At 68.7% G+C, this 20,353-nt stretch carries 21 protein-coding genes and 1 riboswitch; of the genes, 8 read left to right on the top strand and 13 right to left on the bottom strand.

Going from position 1 to position 20,353, the window contains the following annotated elements; genetic code table 11:
* Window positions 1-2: 2 nt before the first annotated feature.
* The 3 genes from RU01_RS07165 to RU01_RS07155 all read right to left on the bottom strand — a co-directional run bounded on the left by RU01_RS07165 (window position 3) and on the right by RU01_RS07155 (window position 4,707).
* Window positions 3-686, bottom strand: coding sequence for a DUF3239 domain-containing protein (locus RU01_RS07165; protein ID WP_042573848.1), 684 nt, complete (start codon window positions 684-686; stop codon window positions 3-5).
* 1 nt (window position 687) lies between these two features.
* Window positions 688-2,343, bottom strand: a complete 1,656-nt coding sequence (locus RU01_RS07160) for a DNA repair helicase XPB (protein ID WP_042573912.1) — start codon at window positions 2,341-2,343, stop codon at window positions 688-690.
* A 78-nt stretch (window positions 2,344-2,421) separates the two neighbouring features.
* The gene (locus RU01_RS07155) at window positions 2,422-4,707 is read right to left on the bottom strand and encodes a helicase-associated domain-containing protein (protein ID WP_042573847.1); all 2,286 of its coding nucleotides are present in this window, start codon (window positions 4,705-4,707) and stop codon (window positions 2,422-2,424) included.
* 82 nt (window positions 4,708-4,789) lie between these two features.
* Between RU01_RS07155 and RU01_RS07150 the strand changes: the two genes are divergently transcribed.
* Window positions 4,790-4,981: a hypothetical protein gene (locus RU01_RS07150; RefSeq protein WP_042573846.1), complete on the top strand. Its 192-nt coding sequence runs from the start codon at window positions 4,790-4,792 to the stop codon at window positions 4,979-4,981.
* A gap of 61 nt (window positions 4,982-5,042) precedes the next feature.
* On the opposite strand, the gene RU01_RS07145 is transcribed toward RU01_RS07150, so the two are convergent.
* The 4 genes from RU01_RS07145 to RU01_RS07130 form a co-directional block, all read right to left on the bottom strand.
* The gene (locus RU01_RS07145) at window positions 5,043-5,630 is read right to left on the bottom strand and encodes a transglycosylase family protein (protein WP_042573845.1); all 588 of its coding nucleotides are present in this window, start codon (window positions 5,628-5,630) and stop codon (window positions 5,043-5,045) included.
* Window positions 5,631-5,638: 8 nt separating this feature from the next.
* A riboswitch (cyclic di-AMP (ydaO/yuaA leader) is annotated at window positions 5,639-5,845 on the bottom strand.
* A gap of 166 nt (window positions 5,846-6,011) precedes the next feature.
* On the bottom strand, window positions 6,012-7,298 hold the full coding sequence (locus RU01_RS07140) for a glycosyltransferase 87 family protein (RefSeq protein WP_052493159.1): 1,287 nt from the start codon (window positions 7,296-7,298) through the stop codon (window positions 6,012-6,014).
* A 91-nt stretch (window positions 7,299-7,389) separates the two neighbouring features.
* On the bottom strand, window positions 7,390-7,803 hold the full coding sequence (locus RU01_RS07135; protein ID WP_042573844.1) for a YccF domain-containing protein: 414 nt from the start codon (window positions 7,801-7,803) through the stop codon (window positions 7,390-7,392).
* Window positions 7,804-7,831: 28 nt separating this feature from the next.
* Window positions 7,832-8,050 (bottom strand): hypothetical protein, encoded by a 219-nt coding sequence (locus RU01_RS07130; RefSeq protein ID WP_442970471.1) that lies wholly within the window; start codon window positions 8,048-8,050, stop codon window positions 7,832-7,834.
* 173 nt (window positions 8,051-8,223) lie between these two features.
* Here RU01_RS07130 and RU01_RS07125 point away from each other — a divergent pair, with 173 nt between their 5' ends.
* The gene (locus tag RU01_RS07125; protein WP_197074707.1) at window positions 8,224-8,637 is read left to right on the top strand and encodes a cold-shock protein; all 414 of its coding nucleotides are present in this window, start codon (window positions 8,224-8,226) and stop codon (window positions 8,635-8,637) included.
* Here the strand turns inward: RU01_RS07125 and RU01_RS07120 are convergent.
* Genes RU01_RS07120 through RU01_RS07110 form a run of 3 tightly spaced genes read right to left on the bottom strand, consistent with a single transcriptional unit; the run spans window position 8,634 to window position 11,654 of the window.
* A complete protein-coding gene (locus tag RU01_RS07120; protein WP_042573842.1) occupies window positions 8,634-9,146 on the bottom strand; it encodes a DUF2771 domain-containing protein in 513 nt (170 codons plus the stop codon). The genes RU01_RS07125 and RU01_RS07120 overlap by 4 nt on opposite strands.
* Window positions 9,143-10,834 carry an MFS transporter gene (locus RU01_RS07115; RefSeq protein WP_082042954.1) on the bottom strand — a complete coding sequence of 564 codons (1,692 nt, stop codon included), beginning with the start codon at window positions 10,832-10,834 and terminating at the stop codon, window positions 9,143-9,145. The genes RU01_RS07120 and RU01_RS07115 overlap by 4 nt, the downstream gene beginning before the upstream one ends.
* Entirely contained in the window at window positions 10,824-11,654 is an 831-nt protein-coding gene (locus RU01_RS07110; RefSeq protein ID WP_042573841.1) for a glutaminyl-peptide cyclotransferase, read from the bottom strand. The genes RU01_RS07115 and RU01_RS07110 overlap by 11 nt, the downstream gene beginning before the upstream one ends.
* A 77-nt stretch (window positions 11,655-11,731) precedes the next feature.
* Between RU01_RS07110 and RU01_RS07105 the strand changes: the two genes are divergently transcribed.
* The 3 genes from RU01_RS07105 to RU01_RS07095 all read left to right on the top strand — a co-directional run bounded on the left by RU01_RS07105 (window position 11,732) and on the right by RU01_RS07095 (window position 15,804).
* Window positions 11,732-12,532 carry a DUF3027 domain-containing protein gene (locus RU01_RS07105; RefSeq protein WP_042573908.1) on the top strand — a complete coding sequence of 267 codons (801 nt, stop codon included), beginning with the start codon at window positions 11,732-11,734 and terminating at the stop codon, window positions 12,530-12,532.
* 101 nt (window positions 12,533-12,633) lie between these two features.
* The gene (locus RU01_RS07100; protein WP_197074705.1) at window positions 12,634-15,240 is read left to right on the top strand and encodes a sacsin N-terminal ATP-binding-like domain-containing protein; all 2,607 of its coding nucleotides are present in this window, start codon (window positions 12,634-12,636) and stop codon (window positions 15,238-15,240) included.
* Window positions 15,241-15,804 (top strand): phosphatase PAP2 family protein, encoded by a 564-nt coding sequence (locus RU01_RS07095; RefSeq protein WP_231568625.1) that lies wholly within the window; start codon window positions 15,241-15,243, stop codon window positions 15,802-15,804.
* Here the strand turns inward: RU01_RS07095 and RU01_RS22785 are convergent.
* On the bottom strand, window positions 15,782-15,928 hold the full coding sequence (locus RU01_RS22785) for a hypothetical protein (protein ID WP_156148826.1): 147 nt from the start codon (window positions 15,926-15,928) through the stop codon (window positions 15,782-15,784). The genes RU01_RS07095 and RU01_RS22785 overlap by 23 nt on opposite strands.
* A 125-nt stretch (window positions 15,929-16,053) precedes the next feature.
* Window positions 16,054-16,338: a DUF2530 domain-containing protein gene (locus RU01_RS07090; protein ID WP_042573905.1), complete on the bottom strand. Its 285-nt coding sequence runs from the start codon at window positions 16,336-16,338 to the stop codon at window positions 16,054-16,056.
* A 62-nt stretch (window positions 16,339-16,400) separates the two neighbouring features.
* Between RU01_RS07090 and RU01_RS07085 the strand changes: the two genes are divergently transcribed.
* From RU01_RS07085 to RU01_RS07075, 3 genes are all read left to right on the top strand, one after another.
* Window positions 16,401-17,873 carry an NCS2 family permease gene (locus tag RU01_RS07085; protein WP_042573840.1) on the top strand — a complete coding sequence of 491 codons (1,473 nt, stop codon included), beginning with the start codon at window positions 16,401-16,403 and terminating at the stop codon, window positions 17,871-17,873.
* A gap of 78 nt (window positions 17,874-17,951) precedes the next feature.
* Window positions 17,952-18,380 (top strand): MarR family winged helix-turn-helix transcriptional regulator, encoded by a 429-nt coding sequence (locus tag RU01_RS07080; protein ID WP_042573839.1) that lies wholly within the window; start codon window positions 17,952-17,954, stop codon window positions 18,378-18,380.
* Window positions 18,381-18,406: 26 nt separating this feature from the next.
* Entirely contained in the window at window positions 18,407-19,669 is a 1,263-nt protein-coding gene (locus RU01_RS07075; RefSeq protein WP_042573838.1) for an MFS transporter, read from the top strand.
* Here the strand turns inward: RU01_RS07075 and RU01_RS07070 are convergent.
* Window positions 19,666-20,353: sterol carrier protein domain-containing protein (locus tag RU01_RS07070; protein WP_042573904.1), on the bottom strand; the 688-nt coding region annotated here is incomplete at its 5' end. The genes RU01_RS07075 and RU01_RS07070 overlap by 4 nt on opposite strands.

Genomic DNA, 20,353 nt, shown 5'->3' with positions numbered 1-20,353 from the left:
GGTCAGCCCTGGTCGGGACGGAGCAGTTCCTCGGGGAGATCGTGCGGGTCGATGAGGATCTGGTTGTTCTCCGCCGATCGCACCTTCTCCGACAGGGACAGGTTCTTGCGCAGCAACTTCCACTCCACCGAGTCGATGGCTTCGATCGCGGTCCGCAGAACCGTGCGGTCGCGGGTGCCCCACGCGATGGGCATCGGGCTGACCATCTGCCAGGTCTCGGAGATCGACTTGGTGCTGCGATCGGTGAGTACGGCTACCGAGGGAACCCGTTCGCCTTCGGTCAACGTGTGGCCGGGCAGAGCGCGGACGTTGCGCACGACGAGGGCGTAGTGCGGCACGGCCGTGTCCGGCTTCGCCACGTCGATCAGCGCGAGGATGGTGGCGCCCCGCGGACGTGTCTCCGACACCATCGCCGGCACCAGGGCACTGCTGGAGTACAGCTCCTCGATCGATCCCACCTTGCGCGGAGCCCACACCGACACCCAGAGCGAGATGACGGCGGCGACGGCGAGGACGGCGCCGAGGATGTAGGACCACGGGTGCTGCAGAACGAAGAGCCAGGCTGCCCCCGCTCCCAGGACGATCGCGAAGACGACGGACGACAGCTGCAGTCGCCGAACGTCTCCGAGCGTTTCGTTGACCGACTTCGCATGGGGGCGGTCGACCGGGAATTCGAAGCGTCTCATGTCAGATCGCCGGTCCCAGCAGGTCGTCGGCATCGGTGATGCGGTAGGCGTAGCCCTGCTCGGCGAGGAATCGCTGGCGGTGCGCCGCGTACTCCGCGTCCAGGGTGTCCCGGGAGACGACCGAGTAGAAATGCGCCTGTCCACCATCGTGTTTCGGGCGGAGCAGCCGGCCGAGGCGCTGGGCCTCCTCCTGGCGGGAGCCGAACGTTCCCGACACCTGGACGGCGACGGACGCTTCCGGGAGGTCGATGGAGAAGTTGGCCACCTTGCTCACCACCAGCGTCTTGATCTCGCCGCGTCGGAACGCGTCGAACAACAACTCGCGCTCCTTGTTCTTGGTCGATCCCTGGATCACCGGGGCGTCGAGGGCGGCACCCAACTCGTCGAGCTGGTCGAGGTACGCACCGATGACCAGCGTCGGCGAATCCTGGTGCTTGGACAGGATCGACTTCACGACGGCGATCTTGGTGTGGGCGGTGGAGCAGAGCTTGTAGCGCTCCTCTGGTTCGGCGACGGCGTAGGACATCCTCTCGGCGTCCGTCAGCGTCACCCGGACCTCGATGCACTCCGCCGGGGCGATCCACCCCTGCGCCTCGATGTCCTTCCACGGCGCGTCGTACCGCTTGGGGCCGATGAGGGAGAACACGTCACCTTCCCGGCCGTCCTCGCGGACCAGGGTCGCGGTGAGCCCGAGGCGGCGACGGGACTGCAGGTCGGCCGTCATGCGGAACACCGGCGCGGGGAGCAGGTGCACCTCGTCGTAGATCACCAACCCCCAGTCGCGCGAGTCGAAGAGCTCGAGATGCTTGTACTCACCCTTGGTGCGCCGGGTGATCACCTGGTACGTCGCGATGGTGACCGGACGGATTTCCTTGCGCTCACCCGAGTACTCACCGATCTCTTCCTCGGTGAGCGTCGTGCGGGCGATCAGTTCACGCTTCCACTGACGGCCGGCGACCGTGTTGGTGACCAGGATCAGCGTGGTCGCGCCGGCCTTGGCCATCGCGGCCGCCCCGACCATCGTCTTGCCCGCACCACAGGGGAGGACCACCACGCCGGAACCACCGGCCCAGAACGAATCCGTGGCCATCTGCTGGTAGTCGCGCAGCTCCCAGTGGCCGCCCGAGAAGTCGAGATCGATGGGGTGGGCCTCACCGTCGACGTACCCGGCGAGGTCCTCGGCGGGCCAGCCGACCTTGAGCAGCATCTGCTTGAGGCGGCCGCGCTCGCTGGGGTGCACCAGCACCGTGTCGTCGTCGACCTGTGCGCCGAGCATGGGCGCGATCTTCTTGTGGCGCATGATCTCGGTCAGCACGGCGCGGTCGAGGCTGACGAGCGACAGGCCGTGCACCGGCGACTTCACCAGCTGCAACCGGCCGTAGCGGGCCATCGTGTCGACGATGTCGACGAGCAACGGCTGCGGTACCGCGTACCGGGAGAAGGTGACCAACGCGTCGACGACCTGCTCCGCGTCGTGACCGGCGGCGCGTGCGTTCCACAGGGCCAGCGGGGTGATGCGGTAGGTGTGGACGTGTTCGGGCGCGCGCTCGAGTTCGGCGAACGGAGCGATGGCCGCGCGGGCCTGCGACGCGAGGTCGTGGTCGACCTCGAGCAGCAGGGTCTTGTCGGACTGGACGATCAACGGTCCGTCGGTCACGGGTGTCTCCTCACGCACCCCGTGTGGACGAGTCCGGGGCGCAACCAGTCCATTGTGCCCTCTGTGTACGACAGGGCCTCACCCCAGCAGAGCAACCGACGTGATGCGGTGCAGGGTGAAGTGACGCATGACACCGGCATCGGCGTCCCACGCGTCCAGTTGGCCGCCGCCCACGCCGACCGGTTCCACGACGCGATTGCTCGACACTCCCGCGGCATCGACGTATCCGATGCTGATCGGGGACCGGGAGACCGCGGCACGTTGCAGCAGAGCGATCGTGGCGGCTCCGGACGCGCGGGTGCCGTCCGAGCGCACCCGTTCGCGTTCCGAGCGCCGGACGTCCCCGGCCTTCGTTCCCGCACGCATCTCCGACACCAGCCGACCCAACTGCTCGTCTGTCGGCACGGCGGGCGTCCGGTACGGCGACCGACCCCGCCGCGGGACCACCCTGGCGCCGCGCTCGCGCACGTCGACGATGGTGCCGGACGAATCCTCGCCGGCCGGCGCGAAACCGGCGGTACGCAATCCGGCGAGGACGTCGGCGAGCGGGGCCTGCGACACCGCGACGGTCGGGGCGAGTGCGCGCAACGCCAGAGCCTCGGCCGCGGGGGAGGAGAGGACCTCGGCGAGCAGGGCCGGGTCCTCGCACCGCACGAAGGAGGACGCGACACCGGCCCGCAGCCGGCCGTGACGACGCGCGACGTCGTCGATGAGGTAGGTCAGCGCCTGGGGGACCGGAGTGCGCGAGTGCACGCCGAACAGCGAGTGGATCTCCGCCGCGGTGGATCCGCCGTCGAGCGCGCGGCGGAGGGTCTTCTCGTCGACGCGGTACATCGTCGCGGCACCTGCCGATTCGATGTCCGCCACCGCGGCCATCCGCTGGGCCAGTTCGGGAGTCAGCGGGCCGGGAGCCACCACGGTCAGGTCCGCCTGGACCAGGACGTAGTCGATGGGGTCCGGGAGGACCCGGTTCATCGCGGCTGCCGCCGTGTCCGGATCCGACAGCAGGGCCCGGCCGGGAGTCGACAGCGCACCGCGTCCGACGATGCCGAGCGTCGTCGCCTCGGCGAGATAGCGCGAGACCGGGCCGACACCGAGTCGACCGGCCAGGCGAGGCCGTCGCCACGTGGCGATACGCACCACGTCCTCGGTGGCGGCTGCGCGACCGGACGGGAGGTCCGCGAGCACCGACAGCACGACGCGTCGGTCGCGGGGGGCGGCTGCGGACCTCGCCTCGTCGGACAGCGCCGCGATCGGCTTGTCGTTCGAGTCCCGCATCCCGATGAGCCACGGCACGCGCGCGAGGTCCAGCCATCCGCCCGCCAGCGCGGCCCAGCGGCGGTCCGGGCCGGCCGTGAGCCATGCGTCGGCTGTCGGTGTGGGGGCCCAGAGGTCGTCGATGTCGCCGGCGGGGCCCGAGTCCGGTAGGCCGACCGCGACGAGTCCGGCAGCGGACAGCAACTCCAGCAGCAGACCGACTCGCGCCTCGTCGAGGTCGGTCGACTTCCCGATGCGCCGGATCTCCCGCACACCCAGTCCGCCCGCCTTGAGCGCCGGGGCAGGTGTCCGGCCGAGCGCAGCGAGGATGTTCTCGCTCTGCCGCAGCAGCTCGAGTGCTTCGCCGGCCGCGGCGGCGTCGACGTCGGCGACCTTGACCTGCTGGGTCGACGGAGTCGGAGGCGTGAGCGCGAGCGGGTCGGTCACGGGCTCGCCGCGCAGCGCCTGGGACACCTGCGGCGGTAGTTCGACGGTGTTGTCGTCCAGCCAGGTCAGGAGCCCGGAGGCCAACAGTTGCTGCACCGGCCGGTCCGCCGGGGTGCCCGGCGCCGCGTCGCGTGTGCGTCCTATCGACGACGAGCGCGTCAGCGTGGTCAACAGGTCACGACTTCGGTCGTCGACGGCCGCGAGCTTGTCGGCCACCACCTCGGCGGTCAACCCGGAATCGGCGTCGAGGAATCTGCCGACGCGCCAGGGGACCGCGTCCCGCGCTGCGGCCACCATCGTCAGCGACGTCGTTCCCCGGATCAGGGCGCGGGTGCGCAGCAGGGCCAGTGCCGCGTCGACGGCCTTCTTCGTCGCGCGCTTGTCCACCAGCTCGTCGAGGCGGCTCCGCGGTACCGGGTCCGTGTCGCCGCCTTCGTGAGCGAGCAGTTCGAGGACCGTGAGGCACAGAGTGTCCAGGTCCTCCGCGGCACGCAGTACCGACGCCCGCTGGTGGGATCTGCCGGCGAGCACGTCGAGGGTGGGAGGCGGCGGGATGGTCAGGTCCGGCCGCAGACGCAGCAGTTCGGCCAGTTCGTCGTCGCTTCGGGAGGACAGCCACTCGGTGAGTGAGTCCGCCCGATCGCCCTCGTTGTCGGTCATCGCCGTCAAGCCTAGAGACTTCGGTGGCGGCGCCTGCAGACCAGGACTGGCAGACGTGCCCTTCGTAATGGTGAAATGAAGCATGGCGAACAAAGAGAAGAAGCGATACGTCGATCCGGGCTGGCCTCACAGTGCTGACGACGACGACCATCCCGTGACGGAACTGGCGTCCGCTCGCGCCGGCAGTCTGTCGCCGTACGGCGAGGAGACCGAGTTCCCGTTGCCGGCCGAGTCACTTCCGTACGCACATCCGCATACGGTCATCAACCGCTGACCAGGACGTACGAGAAGGGCCCCACCGCATGCGGTGGGGCCCTTCTCGTACGAGTGGAGCGTCAGCGAGGCAGGAGATCCTGGTTCGCGGCGATGAAGCTCGCGATCTGGGGGTCTCCGGCTGCGGCCTGGACGAATCCGAGGATCGCCGGGTCGTTGGTGAAGTTCTGGACGACCTGGGTCAGTCCCTGTACGGCCTGCTCGGTCGACGGGATGCTCGTCAGATCGGGGAGTGCCGGTGCGGTGGGCGCCGTGGTCGCCGGTGCGTCGCGCTGCGTCGGGCCGCTGCTCAGTCCGAGCTGCGAGGAGCAGGACGGCCATGCGCCCCAACCCTGCGACTCGAGCACGCGCTCGGCGACGACGATCTGCTCTTCGCGGCTGGCCTGGTTCGCGGTGGCCGCGTACTCGCCGCCGCCATGGCTGGTCCACGTGCTCGGGGAGAACTGCAGTCCGCCCTGGAACCCGTTACCGGTGTTGATGCCCCAGTTGCCGCCGGCCTCGCACTGCGAGAGACGGTCCCAGTCGGAATCGGGGGCTGCGTTGGCCGTGCCGCTGAATGCGAGACCTGCGGTGCCGACCAGTGCGCCGGTGACGGCGACCTTGGCGACGGTCTTGCCCGTGGTGCTCGGCTTGCGATGACGTCCGCTCATAAGGGTAGAAATCCTCTCCACACGCGCCTGCGAGGTCAGCTGTCGGATTCGGGCTGAGAGGTAGCCCGGCCTCGGTGCGCTCCTGGCTGGAGCGGAGAGGCTTCACCCCTAGGTCGACTGCTCGGGGCCCGGTGGGGCGCCGCGAGAGCCGGCCGGATATCTACGAAGGACGTGTGGGTCCCCCGCCCTCGTCCCTGATCATGTCTGTGAGGGATGTCCGGTACCCGCGGGACGAGGTTTGGCGCGGCGGGCCGAACGTCGGCCGAACTTCCGGCCGAAGGGGACACTATTACGAATCGGGCACAGATGTCACTGTTCGATAACTTCGCCTGGTGTACGCGTCGCGTCGCCGTTGTGACGTGTCGCAACGGGTATCCGCAGCTAGGACGGGGAGGACGTGTTGACTACCGCGTCGTCACCCGTTCGTGACCGCTTCGTTATGTGGCGGAAGTCACATGTGCGCAGGATCACGGCCACCACCACGATCACCACGACGCCGGTGGTCGGATACACCGTCTGAAGTGCGACGGCCTCGAGTCGGTTGGACGGCGGGAGCATGAACGTGCCGATGGCGTAGACGTTGTCGGGTGCCACCCAGAACCACGCGATCTGGGGAAGGCTGGCCAGCAACGGCAGCAACCAGGCGACGGGATTGCTCGCCCGGAGAGCGACGTCCATGCACACGATCAGCAGCGGCAGGAGCCACACCCAGTGATGCCCCCACGAGAACGGGGACACCAGAGGTGCCGTCAGCCCGCAGACGATCAGTCCGAGCAGCGGAAGTCCCTTGCGGTGCGCAGCCGCCGCGACGAGCAGGCCCGCCACACCGACCGCGCCGGCGATCACGACCCACAGCAGGACCGGTGCTTCGTCGAAGCCGAACCATCGGGGGATCGAGGCGCGCAGAGACTGGTTCGCGCCCGAGCCGATGTCGCCGATCCGGGACGAGTCGGAGATGGCTCCGAACCAGTACGTGACCGCGTCGGAAAAGAGCACGACGAATCCCAGGACGACGCTCACGGCGGCGGTGACTGCTCCGATCAGGAGAGCCTTCCACTGCCGCGTCAACGCGAGATGGATCAGGAACAGGCCCGGAGTCATCTTGATTCCGGTGGCGATGCCGACTCCGATGCCGCGGAGCCTGCTTCCCTCGGGGCGGGTCAGATCCCACAGCACCAGGGCCAGCAGCACCAGATTGATCTGGCCGAGCCAGATCGTCATACGGATCGGCTCGAGCCAAGTGAAGATCACCGACAACGAGAGGCAGACGATGCGCAGGCTGCGGTCGTCGCGAAAGCCGAGGAACAGCCAGCAGGACCGGACGATGAAGTAGAGCAGGACGATGTTGCCCAGCCAGAACAGCAGGTGCGTCGTCGTGGTGGACATCACCCCGAGGGGGGCGAACACGAGAGCCGCGAACGGGGGATAGGTGAAGGGCAGCTCGCCGACGAGATTCCCTGCGTACAGCGGTTCGGGGCCCAGCACCGTGGCGCCGCCCGCGCGGTAGACGAGCGCGTCGATTCCGAACTGGAAGAGGCCGAACTTCGGGACGTCGAACGGGATCAGCCGGTCGTGCGCGAACACCGCGATCGCGGCGCCGAGGACCGTGAGCGCGACGAAGATCCTATGTGATCCGAAGGTGCGGTCGTCGGATTTCCTCAGTATCACGCACAGGATCGTAGACCGAAAGGGAGCCGACAGCCGGTCAGGGCACGCCGAAACGCGACCGCTCGTTACGGTTGGTGGGTTTTCGAGGTGGTCAGTACCGCATCGGTGCGGGCGCTCCGACGACGCCCACCGCGTCCGAATCGACGATGTCCTTGCCCAGCGGCATCAGCGACACCGGAATCATCTTCAGGTTCGCCAGGGCCAGGGGGATGCCGACGATGGTGATCGCCATGGCGATCGCGGTGAGGACGTGCCCGATCGCGAGCCAGATGCCCGCCACGACGATCCAGACGACGTTGCCGATCATCGAACCGAGGCCGGCCGTGGGCTTGTCGACGACGGTCCGGCCGAAGGGCCACAGCGCGTAGACGCCGATCCGGAAGGCTGCGATCCCGAACGGGATGGTGATGATCAGGATGCAGCACACGATCCCGGCGAGGAAGTACCCCAGCGCCAGCCACAGGCCGCCGAAAACGAACCAGATGATGTTCAGCAGCAGTCGCATGTGACCAGTATGCCCGGTTCGCCGGCGGTCAGCGCCGGACGCGTCGACCGCTCCGCAAGGCGTGGACGAGGCCCAGCAGGAATCCGAACGGGCACAGCATCGCCGAGAGGTAGAGCCACAGGCCGGGGGGCGTGTCCGACAGGAGCAGCACCAGGAACATGACGACGATCGCGAGCAGACCGAGGCCGAAGCTGATCAACGCAGCAGCGAGCAGAGGCGGCATGGAGGTGCGCGAGGAGTCGGTCACGGTGGCGAGTTTAGTCGGACCGGCCTCGGCACCGAGAAACTCCGGTGCTCGCACGTTCCGGTGCGGAGTAGCATTTCCAGTTGTCGCGTCCAGAAGCCGACCGAGCAGTGCAGTCGGCGACCCGGGCGCGATTATTCGTGTGAGACGACCAACGGATTGAACGGGTGAGTGCGGTGCCGACCGGCAAGGTGAAGTGGTACGACGTCGACAAGGGTTTCGGCTTCCTGTCGCAGGACGAGGGCGAGGACGTGTACGTGCGCTCGTCCGCGCTCCCTCAGGGTGTCGAGGGCTTGAAGGCAGGCCAGCGCGTCGAGTTCGGCATGGCCGCCGGCCGCCGGGGACCCCAGGCGCTGAGCCTGACGGTGCTCGAACCGGCGCCGTCCGTCCGTCAGAACACTGCCGCCCGCAAGGAACCTGCTGCGCGCAAGCACACGCCGGACGAGCTGCACGGCATGGTCGAGGACATGATCACGCTCCTCGAGGCCACGATTCAGCCCGACCTCCGCAAGGGCCGCTACCCGGACCGCAAGACCGCGCAGAAGATCTCCGAAGTGGTCCGCGCGGTCGCTCGGGAGCTCGACAGCTAGCTGTCGGTCTCGGGTGTCGTCGCGATCGACCAGATCGCGTGACTGACGATCTCCTCTTGATCGGTGTCGACGTCGATGACGCCCGAGGGCAGCCGGATCTCGACGCCGATCAGGGTGAGCCCGTCGTCGTTCACCGCGGGCACCGTCAGGGTGTTGCGGCTGCCCGGTGCGTAGTACTCGTCGGCTTCGACGACGGTGCCGCTGGCGTCGTCGGCGTAGACGCTGGCGAATCCCCACGGGTTCTCGGAGATCGCGCCCGGTAGCGAGAGCTGCAGCGGGTACCCCTCGCGGACCGGGAGCGAGGCGGTCGTGCCCTCGTAGTCGCACAAGGGTTCCTGGACGGGGCAGTACCGGAACGGCTCGACTTCCTCGTACCGGCCGTCCGCGAAGGCGCTGACCCGAGGCGCCTCCTCGGGCGCGCTCAGGATGGCGTTGCCCACCACCAGGACGAAGGCGACGCCGACGACGGCGACCAGCGCAGACAGTGCGATCAGGGTCCGTCGCGTCACAGAGCTGCATCCTTCGTGGTGGGGGTGTCGACTCTCGGTATCCGGCCGGTGGGGGTGCGTCGTCGACTACCCGCGACCTCCTGTTCGGCTCGGACCGGTCTGTTGCCGCCGAAGCCGGGAAGAAGTGATCCGCCGCGGTAGGTCACGAATGTCTGCACCAGGCCGATCGTAAGGATGACCGACACCACGGTGAAACCCAGCCAGTACTCGGTGGGGAGAAGCACTCCCAGAGTTCCGCCGATGACCCAGCTGAGCTGCAACACGGTCTCACTGCGCCCGAAGCCCGACGCGATGGACTCGGGAGGCAGGTCGTTCTGCAGGGATGCATCCAGTGACACCTTGGCCAGCGCGCTCGCGCCCGACGCGACCAGAGCGGCCAGGGCGGCCGTCAGCAAGCTGTCGGTGACGGCCGCGACGACGGCGACCGCGGTCACGGCCGCGGTGCTGCGCAGCACCAGCAGGGACGGGCGTCCCAGCGCGATGCGCGCGCCGGCCGCATTACCGCCGAAGTTGCCCAGACCGGCGGCCGCGCCCACCAACGCCAGCATCAACGCTTGCTGCAGAGGTTCGTGCTCCGTGCGCGATTTGGCGACGAAAGCGACGTAGAGCGTCAGGAATCCGGTGAGGACTCGGATGGTCCCGTTTCCCCACAAGCCGGTCAGGACATCGCGACCGAGGGGCTGGCGGCGCTTGCTCGGCGCGGGGACGACGCCGATCGCATCGGTGGTGGCATCCGCGTGATACCCGAGAGTGGCCGGCACCTCGCCTTCCGTCACCTCGACCCACGACGGGATGCGCATCGACAGGTAGGCGCCGAACAGGGTGACGGCGAACGTGAACCACAGGGCGCCGGCCGATCCCAGCGCGTACGCGATGGCTGCCGCCACGGCGCCGGCGGAGATGGTGCCACCGAGGAGACCGAAGACGGTGAGGCGGGAATTGACCCGCACCAGGTCGATGTCGGGTGGGAGAACCCTCGGTGTGACAGCGGACTTGAGGACGGAGAACGACTTGCTGAGGACCATCATCCCCAGCGCTGCCGGATAGAGCAGCCAACTGTCGAAGTTGAAGACCAGCACGACCGCGAGAACCGCGCGCAGCACGAACGACGCGGCCAGTGCGATGCGCCTGCCGTGCTGGAGGCGGTCGAGCATCGGCCCGATCAACGGCGCGATCACCGCGAACGGGGCGATGGTGATGACGAGGTACAGCGCGACCTTGGTCTTGTCCTCACCCGTCGCAGCCGAGAAGAACAACGTGTTCGCCAGCGCGACGGCCATGGCGGCGTCCGAGGCGAAGTTGGCCATCGTCGCGTAGGTCAGGGCGGTCAGGCCGGACTTGTCCGCGCCGTCCGCCGTCGCCGCCCGCCGGAACGTCGCGATGCCCTTGCCGGTGATCTCCCGGCCGCGCATCGCAGCGACACGCGTGACGGTCAGCTTGCGAGGAACGCGGGGGCGCCGAGGTCCGGCGTCCGGGGTCGCAGGTCCTGATGTCGTCGGGTGCGGATCGTGGGCGGCCGAGCCGTCGTCGGAGCCGTCGACCGGATGCAGTGGGGGCAGCGGTGATCGCCGTGGGGGGAGTCGCTCGGACGGCGAGTAGTTGTCCCAACCCGGATGGCGCGAATTCTCCGGACCTGTCACAGGTTCATTGTCCCCTACGCGCGGTTGCGCGGTGGACTCACGGCGCATCCGCGTCGCGGGGCACGAACTCCACCTCGAACAGCGTCGGCCACAGCTTCCCCGTCACGAGGAAGCGATCGGTGTCGGGCACGGCGGCGATCCCGTTCAACACGTCGATTCCCGACGTGTCCGCGCCGCTGTCCTCGAGTGCTGCGCGCAGCGGCGACGCGTCGGTCACCGCGGTCACCGTTCCGCTCGCAGGGTCGATCCGGACGATCTCGTCGGTCTTCCAGATGTTGGCGTACACACCGTCGGATGTGCATTCGAGCTCGTTGATCTCCTCGACCGCTTGTCCGTCGTCGCGGACGCGGACGGAGCCGGTGGGCTCGAACGTGACCGGGTCACGGAACGTCAGCGTGTCCGTCCCGTCGCTCATTACCAGCGAGCTGCCGTCGAAGCACAGTCCCCACCCTTCGCCCTCGTAGCTCACGCGACGGACCTCCTGCAGAGTGTCGGGGTCGCGGGCCACGGCGACACCGTCCTGCCACGTCAGCTGCCACAGAGTGTCCCCGGCGACCGTCAGTCCCTCGCCGAACAGCGGTGCGGGCAGGTCGACGGAGGCCAGCGGCGCGCCGGTCGCGAGGTCGGACGCCGTCACCCTCGATCGGCCGGAGCGCCCGGTGCCCTCGAGCAGCCGATTCCCGTCCACTTCGAGTCCCTGCGTGAAGGCGGACGGATCGTGCGGGCGGGTCGAGACGATCCGCACGTCGAGCGTCGCGTCCGCCGGAGTCGAGACGGCGTCGGGATCACCGGCGCACCCGACGACGAGTGCGGCGCCGGTGATCAGCGCGATCAGTAACGGACCGTGGACGGCTCGACCGGGGCGCATCCGCTCATCCTGTCAGCCCACCCGCTACGCCGTCGGTCCCCGCGCTGTACGGCCCAGTGGGCGCGCGCAGCGGGGTGATGCTGCAAAATAGAGGTGTGAGTGCCCCTTCCGTGACCGAGATCCGCCCGCTTCTGGCCGGAGCAACCGAGGTGGCGCGTGCCGCCGTCGTCGAAACGGACGAGGGCGCTGTCGGTGACCACCTCGGTGTCGAGGCCGTCGACGACTCCGCCGCGATCCACCGTTTCGCCGCCGACCTGCCCGGTTACCGCGGCTGGCAGTGGGCCGTCGTCGTCGCAGCCCACCCCGGCGCCGAGTCCGTGACCATCAGTGAGCTCGCTCTCCTGCCCGGCCCCGACGCACTGGTCGCTCCCACCTGGGTCCCCTGGGACGAACGGATCCGCCCCGGCGATCTGGCGCCGGGCGACCTGCTCCCGCCCCGTCACGACGACGTGCGTCTGGTGCCCGGATACCTGGCCACCGGCGATCCCGCGGTCGACGACGTCGCGCTCGAACTCGGTCTGGGCCGCAAGCAGGTCATGAGCCGCGAGGGTCGGCTCGAGGCCGCGGAGCGATGGGCGGAGAGCGACTTCGGTCCCGATGCCCCGATGGCCAAGGCCGCACCCGGCACCTGCGTGACATGTGGCTTCTACCTGGCTCTGCAGGGCTCGCTCAGTGCGGCGTTCGGTGTCTGCGGCAATGAGTTGGCTGCCGACGGCCGCGTCGTCCACGCGTCCTACGGATGCGGAGCCCATTCGGACACCGAGGGCCCGACGGGTGCAGGTTCGCCCGCCTACGCGGCGTACGACGACGGTGCACTCGAGACCGTCCCCACTCCCGACGCTGCCGAGTCCGACGCGGGGTCGTCGTCGGCGGACTAGCGGACCCGTTCGGGACCGCTGCACTTCGCGAGTCGGTTCTCGCGGCGTGGGAGTCGTCTCCCACCCGCCTGCGTGAGGATGCGGCCACCGAGGCGGACCTGGTGGCCGGCGGGTACCGCGACCGCGTCGTCACGGAGTTGGCGCAGAACGCCGCCGATGCGGCGTCCCGTGCGGGAGTCGACGGCCGCCTGTCGATCCGGCATGACGGTACGACGCTCCGTATCGGCAATGTCGGTGCGCCCCTGTCGGTCTCGGGTGTGCAGGCGCTCTCGGCGCTGCGTGCGTCGGACAAGGACGGCGGGTCGATCGGCCGATACGGCGTCGGCTTCACCTCCGTCCGGGCACTGTCCGACCGCATCGAGATCCGGTCGACGACAGGGTCGATCGTGTTCGACGCTGCCCGGACCCGTGCGGAACTTCAGGCGCGAGGTCTGCCCGAGCCGGCGGTGGGCGCGCCCGTGCTGCGGCTGCCGTGGCCCCTCGACGAGGTACCGGCCGACGGCTGGGACACCGAGATCGTCCTGAACGGCGTCGGTGACGCGGCGGCAGTGGTCGAGGCGGCCGAGCGCGAGGCCGTCGATCTCCTCCTCGAGCTGGATGCGCTGACCTCGATATCCCTGCCCGACGTCGACATCACGCGGTCGACGGCGCCCGGTCCGGGATCGTGGACCGAGGTGCGGATCGGCGCCGACCGGTGGTGGCGCGGCGACGCCCCGTGCGCTCGGTGGTTCCTGCCGCTCGTCGGGGGCGAGCCGTCCCCGGTCCGCCGCGACGTCCTGCGCGCCCCGACGAGATCCGACGAGGTGCTGACTCTTCCGCTGCTGGTGGTCGCGGACGTGCCGCTGCAACCGGATCGTCGTCGGGTTCTCCCCGGCGCGGATCTGTCCACGGTGGCCACGGGTTACGGCGACCTGGTAGCCGAACTTCCCGCAGCGGATCGCACTGCGGCGGTGCCGGTTCCGGGTCTGCCGGCGTCCGGCGTCGACGAGGAGCTCCGAGCGGCGATCATCGACGACCTGGAGGCCACCGCCTGGGTGCCGACAGCTGTCGGAAAGCCTGTCCGGCCCGCTGATGCCGCTGTGCTGGAATCGATCTCGACCGAGTTCGCAGACCTCCTCGCCGACGTCGTGCCGGGACTCGTCGCTGCCGACGCCTCGGGTCGATCCGGAACGCGCGCGCTGATCTCGGTCGGTGCCCGACGTCTGGGCCTGGCCGCCGTCGTCGAGGCGTTGTCGGGACTGTCGAAGCCGCCGCAGTGGTGGCGTCGCATCTACGGCGCACTGGCCGACATCGTGCACGACACGGCCGACGTCGACGAGTGTGCGGCACTGCCGGTTCCGCTGACCGACGGCCGAACCGTCACCGGTCCTCGCACGGTGCTGCTGGTGGACGGAGTCGACCTCGGTCCGATCGGCTGGGCACGCGTAGTCCACCCGGACGCGGCGCATCCGCTCCTGCAGCGGCTCGGCGCACAGACCGTGCGGCCGGCCGATCTGCTCGCGGATCCTGCGTTGGCAGCCATGCTCGAGGACCCGGACTACGTCGATGAGGACCTCGTGCACCAGGTCCTCACGGTCGCCGGCGCCGTCGGCGGCACCGACACAGCTCCCGGCCTCGGAGCGCTGCCCCTGGCGTCGTCGGACGGTGACGTACGGGCCGCGGACGAATTGGTGCTGCCCGCATCACCGCTGCTCGCGGTGATGGTGTCGGATCACCCGTTCGGTGTGGTGGCCGATTCGGTTGTGCAACAGTACGGTTCCGACGCGCTGCGAGTCGTCGGCGTCGGGTGGACGTTCGGAACGGTCGTCGACGACGAGCCGACGGGGCCCGACCACGATCTCGACGACGAGAGCGGGTGGTGGGACAGTGTCACGGCATCGTCCGAGCACTCCGCGGAACCGACGGCCCTGATCGCGGTACGGGACCTCGACCTGGTCGACGAGTCGCAGTGGGCGCAGGCGCTCACCCTCCTCGTCGATCGTCCCGAGACGGCCGCTGCTCTGCGGGATCGCGCGGGCTACACCCCGTGGTGGTTGCGTCGACACGCACGACTGCAGGGGACACCGCTGGGGTTGCTGCGACTGCCGGAGGACTCGACGTTCACGGGGTTGCTCGATCCGGTCGATCATCCTCGCGCACCCGAGTTCCGGTCGGCCCTCGCGGGTGTCGACGTCGACGACGCGGACACCGCGACCGACATCCTGACGGCGGCGGCCGATCCCGAGCGGTCGGTGTCACCCGCCGTGGCCGTCACCGCTCACTGCGTCCTCGCATCTGCCGCCGCGTCCTCTCGGCTGGACGTTCGCGACGTCGACCCGCCCGACGCGGTACGGACGCTGTCGGGGACCGTGGTCGATCCGAGCCGCGTCGTCGTGCTGGATCACGCCAAGTGGATCGCGGTGATTCCCCCCGATCGGGCGGTGATGGGGTCGCTCGAGACCGCCGAGGCACTCGCCGATCTCCTCGACGTCGAGACCGCGTCGTCGGTGCTGACCGTCGACGTGGTGTCGAGCGGCGTGACCGTCGTCGTGGACGACCACCCGTTGCTGGCCGCGATGCGTGCCGCGGTCACCTGGCTTGTGCCGGATGTCGTCGAACTCCACGATCGGCTGACCGTGCGGTGCGAGGGAATCGTCGCCGTGACGCGCGACGTGCCGTTCTGGATCACCGACGACGGTGTCCTTCATCTGTCGGGGAGCGTGATCTGAGTGGCTGTAGCGCCCGCACGGTGGCCCGATCAGGCGGTGCTCGACTGGATGGTCGATCACCGCGACCCCGTCGTCACGGACATCGTCACGGCGATCACGACGGTCGGGAGCACAGGGGGCGTCGCCCTGGCCACGATCGCTGTCGCGGTGTGGTTCGTGACCCGCGGCGCGAGGCCGCATGCGCTCGCGCTGGTGGTGACGATGCTCCTCGGGTGGGGGCTGATGAACGCGCTCAAGTACACGTTCCGCAGGGACCGACCTCCGCTTCCCGAGAGGCTCGTCGACATCTCGACGTTCTCGTTCCCGTCGGGCCACGCGATGATGTCGGCGATGTTCGCCGCCGCGGTGGTGTGCGCCCTGGCGCGGATGGACCTACCCCGGAAACGAACGAGAGCAGCGGCCGCCGTGGTCACGGCGGCATCGCTGCTCATCGGGTTCTCCCGCGTCTACCTCGGTGCCCACTGGCTCACCGACGTGGTCGCCGGGTGGGCTCTCGGGGCGGCGTTCGGCGCCGCGGGGATCGTGCTGGTGCTGAGGCTGATCAGCGCTCGCGCTGGGCGATGACGAGGAGCTCGTCACGCATCGCGGGGCTACCGACGTTGTCGGCACGCGCGTAGAGATCGCGCAGGGCCCGAACGTGGCGGCGGCGGTTGAGGAAACTTTCGACGTACTTCACTGTGGTGTTCACTCCGGACATTGACGCTGAATGGATGTCGTATCTGACATAACCCATCCTCCACGTTACGTTCGTGTTACTCAACCTCGACAGGGGTGAGTTTGCGCACGTCAGAGGCATTTTCGGTGTAGCCCGGGTCACACGTCGGAGGCGTCCGGGGGTGCGACGAGGCCCTTCTGAGCCGTCCGCCGACCACTGCGAGCCGCGCGGCGCTGGAGGGCGAAGAGGCCGAACCCCAACGCGCCCAGAACGGTTCCCACCCAGCAGGTCGGTGCAGCGCCCGACCAGGAGTCGACGATCGTGCACAGGATCGCCGCGACGAGGAAGAGGCCCGTTCCGGCCGCGAGCACGGGTGCGGGATCGGTCCATCGCGCCGGAAGTCCGGGCGGGGGAGAGGGAGTCGCATGCGGCTGTGTCGGCACGGCGCTGACGCTACTCGCGGCCGACACGGCGCCGACGCCGGTCGTGCTTTAGTCTCCACCTCATGTCTCGAGCGTTGTCCCGCGCCGGTTCCTTCCGGCGAGTCGATTCGTACTTCAAGATCACCGAGCGCGGATCCTCGCTGTCGGCGGAAGTACGCGGCGGTGTCGTCACCTTCGTGGCGATGGCCTACATCGTGGTTCTCAATCCGCTGATCCTCGGCAGCTTCTCGCCCGACGACGCGGCCGCCAAGACCGACGTCCTGGGCGACATCCTGCCGGTGCCCCAGGTCGCCGCCGTGACAGCGCTCGTCGCCGGCGTCATGAGCATCCTGTTCGGCGTGATCGCCAACTACCCGTTCGCCATCGCAGCGGGACTCGGGATCAACACTCTTCTCGCCGTCACCATCGCGCCGCAGGTCACCTGGGCCGAGGCCATGGGCCTGGTCGTCATCGACGGCATCATCATCGTGGTGCTCGCATTGACGGGATTCCGCACCGCGGTGTTCGAGGCGATACCGAAGGAACTCAAGGCCGCCATCGCGGCCGGAATCGGTGCCTTCATCGCGCTCATCGGGCTCGTCGACGCCGGATTCGTCCGACGCGTGCCCGACATCGCCGGAACGACCGTGCCCGTCGGCCTGGGTATCGACGGGTCCATCGCATCGTGGCCGACGGCGACCTTCGTCTTCGGACTGCTGCTCATGGGCGTCCTCGTGGCACGCCGGGTTCGCGGCGGCCTGCTTATCGGCATCGTCGTCACCACCGTCGTGGCCGCGATCGTCGAGGCGATCACCGACACCGGTGCGTCGCAGGGCGTCAATCCGAAGGGATGGAACCTCAGCGTCCCCTCCCTGCCGGACGTCGTGGTCGAACTCCCGGACCTCTCCCTCGTCGGCAACGTCGATCTTCTCGGCGCATTCACGCGCATCGGAGTCCTCGCGGCCAGCCTGCTGGTGTTCACCCTCGTCCTCGCGAACTTCTTCGACGCCATGGGAACGATGACCGGACTGGGCAAGGAAGCGGGTCTCGCCGACAAGGACGGCACTCTTCCCGGCGTCGGGAAAGCGTTGGTGGTGGAGGGTCTCGGAGCCGTGGCGGGCGGCGCGGGCTCGGCGTCGTCGAACACGGTGTTCGTCGAATCCGCCGGCGGCATCGCCGAGGGCGCGCGCACCGGTCTGGCCAACGTGGTCACCGGCGTGCTCTTCCTCGCCGCGATGTTCCTGACTCCGCTGTACTCGGTGGTGCCCATCGAGGCGGCAGCGCCCGCACTGGTCGTCGTCGGAGCGTTGATGATCGGTCAGGTCGCCGACATCGACTTCTCGAAATTCCATGTCGCGCTTCCCGCGTTCCTCACCATCGTCGTCATGCCGTTCACGTATTCCATCGCCAACGGCATCGGCGTCGGTTTCATCACCTGGGTGGTGCTGGCCATCGGTCGCGGCAAGATCCGCAGTGTCCACCCACTTCTCGGCATCGTCGCGCTGCTGTTCGTCGCCTACTTCGCCCTCGGCCCCATCACGGACGCCATCACCTGACGGATCCCCGCAGGATGTGCTGCGGGGCAGCACGACCGATAGTCGGTTCCACCTGCTCGGATGTCGTATTCTCATGCGATGCCTCAAGAACTGCGCGCGCTGGCCGGCGATCTGTCTCTCGCCGTCGTGCGGATGACACGTCACCTACGAGGCCGTCGCACCAGTCAGGTCACGCTGACCCAGTTGTCGGCACTGGCCACCCTCGCGCGGGACGGGGCCATGACACCTGGCACCCTGGCGGCGCGTGAACGCGTCCAACCGCCGTCGATGACCCGCGTCGTCGCGTCGCTCGGAGACGTCGGTCTGGTCGAGCGGATGCCGCATCCCACGGACGGCCGACAGATCATCGTCTCGCTGTCCGAGGCGGGGCGGAAGGTCGTCGAGGACGAGGTCAACGCCCGCGAGATGTGGCTGACCGAGCAGCTTCGCGGTCTCGATGCCGAGCAGCTGGCAACGATGAGGCGCGCGGTCGACATCATGTCGGCGATCGTCAACGAATCCGAGTGACACGCACCGGAGTAAATTGATACTTCGTGCAACTACTTCATCGCCGGACGGGCGGCCCGTCGCTCTTCGATGCGCTCCACTCGCGTAACTACCGGCTGTGGGCGTCGGGGCAGATCGTCTCGCTGATCGGCACCTGGATGCAGCGGATCGCGCAGGACTGGCTGGTCCTGGAGCTGTCCGGAGGCAACGGTTTCGCCGTGGGCATCGTCATGGCTCTGCAGTTCGGACCCACCCTGGTGCTGTCGGTGTGGGGCGGGGTTCTCGCCGACCGCTACGACAAGCGTCGACTGCTGATGGCCACCCAGGCGGCGGCAGCCGTCTTCGGATTGGTGCTGGGCCTGCTGGACGTCGGCGGGTTCGTCGAACTCTGGCACGTCTACATCCTCGCGTTGCTGCTCGGATGCTCGTCGGCGATCGACGCTCCGGTGCGACAGTCCTTCACCATCGAGATGGTCGGACCGGAACGTCTTCCCAACGCCATCGGGCTGAATTCGATGACCTTCAACCTGGCCCGTATCATCGGCCCGGCCATCGCCGGCGTCGGGATCACCCTGGTGGGTACGGGCTGGGTCTTCCTGGTCAACGCCGCGTCGTTCGTCGCCGTCTTCTTCGCACTGAAGATCATGCGACCCGACGAGTTGTTCCGCGTCGAACGAGCACCGCGTCGGAAAGGTCAGGTGCGGGAGGGATTCCGGTACGTCGCCGGACGGCCCGACCTGTGCGTCATCCTCGGCACGGTGGTGGTCGTCTCGACGTTCGGCATCAACTTCCCGCTCAGTCTGTCCGTCATCGCGCGCAACACCTTCGACAAGGGTGCCGACGCCTACGGCCTGTTGTCGACGGTGCTCGCGGTCGGCACGATGTTCGGTGCGACGTTGGCCGCACGGCGACGCGGGACGCCCGGTATCCGGCTGTTCGTGTTGTCCGCCATCGCCTTCGGCGTCTTCGAGACGCTCGCCGGGTTGATGCCCGCGTTCTGGGCCGTCGCCGTGATGCTGATCCCCGCCGGTGCAGTGCAACTGACCTTCAGCACAGTCGCCATGAACATCCTCCAGGCGTCGGTGCCCTCGGACATGCGTGGACGCGTCATGGGGATCTACATGCTGTGCTTCCTGGGCGGAACCCCACTGGGCAGCCCACTGCTCGGGTGGATCGCCGATGTCGTGGACCCGCGCGCACCCTTGGTGGTGGGCGGCGTCGTCTCACTGCTCGCCGGCCTCGGAGCGGCCCTCGTGGTGCGGCGCACGCACGTGGACCGCATCGACGAGGCGGTCGGCGCCAGCGTCTAGAAGTGCCAGCCGATCTGCGGCTGACTCGGCGTACCGAAGACGAGGTCGAACTCGTGCAGCGCCTTCTCCGACGTCGCCGCAACGCGTCCCGCGGCGGCGAACTGACGCGCCCGGTGCGCACCCAGATACATGCTGCCGAGCACCGACGACGACACCGTGACGTCGGGATCGGCGTCCGTGCGGGTCACTTCCGCGTGGCCGTCGCGGGAGACGAAGCGGAACGCTCCACCGGCGTTCAGGAACGGGTCCTCGACGCCGATGGTGAGATCGGTGTCGATTGCGTACGTGCGGGCGGAGAGGGCCGCGGGAACGTCCATGAGGCGGACCCACAGGCCGTCCTTGACGCCCGTGACCGCGGGGACACGGCGATCGGTGAGCAACGTCAGCAGCGGATCGCCGACCGGCAGGGTCACCTCGATGGTCTCCACCAGGTCGATACCGCACATCACCTGCCACAGGTCCGAGCGCGCCTCGTCCGTCGCGGCGATGATGTCGACGATGCGGGCCTCCTGCGCTCCCGCGGTCCCGACGCGGTAGCCGCGGCGGAAGGCGATGTACCCGTCCGGGTGCACGATGAAGAACAGCTTGGAGAAGCCGCCGCGGGAGTTCTTGCGGTCGGCGAAGAACCGGTGCCACCGGGTCTGAGGCATCGGTTGGGCACCGGCAGTCTGACGCTGCCAGCAA

The sequence above is a fragment of the Rhodococcus sp. MEB064 genome, from assembly GCF_000834565.1.
GTDB lineage: Bacteria > Actinomycetota > Actinomycetes > Mycobacteriales > Mycobacteriaceae > Rhodococcoides.
The sequence above is the reverse complement of the archived record's forward strand: the minus strand, read 5'-3'. Positions and strand labels throughout refer to the sequence as shown.

Coding starts and splice junctions, on each gene's coding strand:
- RU01_RS07165 (WP_042573848.1), bottom strand. CDS start 686: ATGAGACGCTTCGAATTCCCGGTCGACCGCCCCCATGCGAAGTCGGTC.
- RU01_RS07155 (WP_042573847.1), bottom strand. CDS start 4,707: ATGACCGACAACGAGGGCGATCGGGCGGACTCACTCACCGAGTGGCTG.
- RU01_RS07150 (WP_042573846.1), top strand. CDS start 4,790: ATGGCGAACAAAGAGAAGAAGCGATACGTCGATCCGGGCTGGCCTCAC.
- RU01_RS07145 (WP_042573845.1), bottom strand. CDS start 5,630: ATGAGCGGACGTCATCGCAAGCCGAGCACCACGGGCAAGACCGTCGCC.
- RU01_RS07135 (WP_042573844.1), bottom strand. CDS start 7,803: ATGCGACTGCTGCTGAACATCATCTGGTTCGTTTTCGGCGGCCTGTGG.
- RU01_RS07115 (WP_082042954.1), bottom strand. CDS start 10,834: ATGCGCCGTGAGTCCACCGCGCAACCGCGCGTAGGGGACAATGAACCT.
- RU01_RS07110 (WP_042573841.1), bottom strand. CDS start 11,654: ATGCGCCCCGGTCGAGCCGTCCACGGTCCGTTACTGATCGCGCTGATC.
- RU01_RS07105 (WP_042573908.1), top strand. CDS start 11,732: ATGCTGCAAAATAGAGGTGTGAGTGCCCCTTCCGTGACCGAGATCCGC.
- RU01_RS07085 (WP_042573840.1), top strand. CDS start 16,401: ATGTCTCGAGCGTTGTCCCGCGCCGGTTCCTTCCGGCGAGTCGATTCG.
- RU01_RS07080 (WP_042573839.1), top strand. CDS start 17,952: ATGCCTCAAGAACTGCGCGCGCTGGCCGGCGATCTGTCTCTCGCCGTC.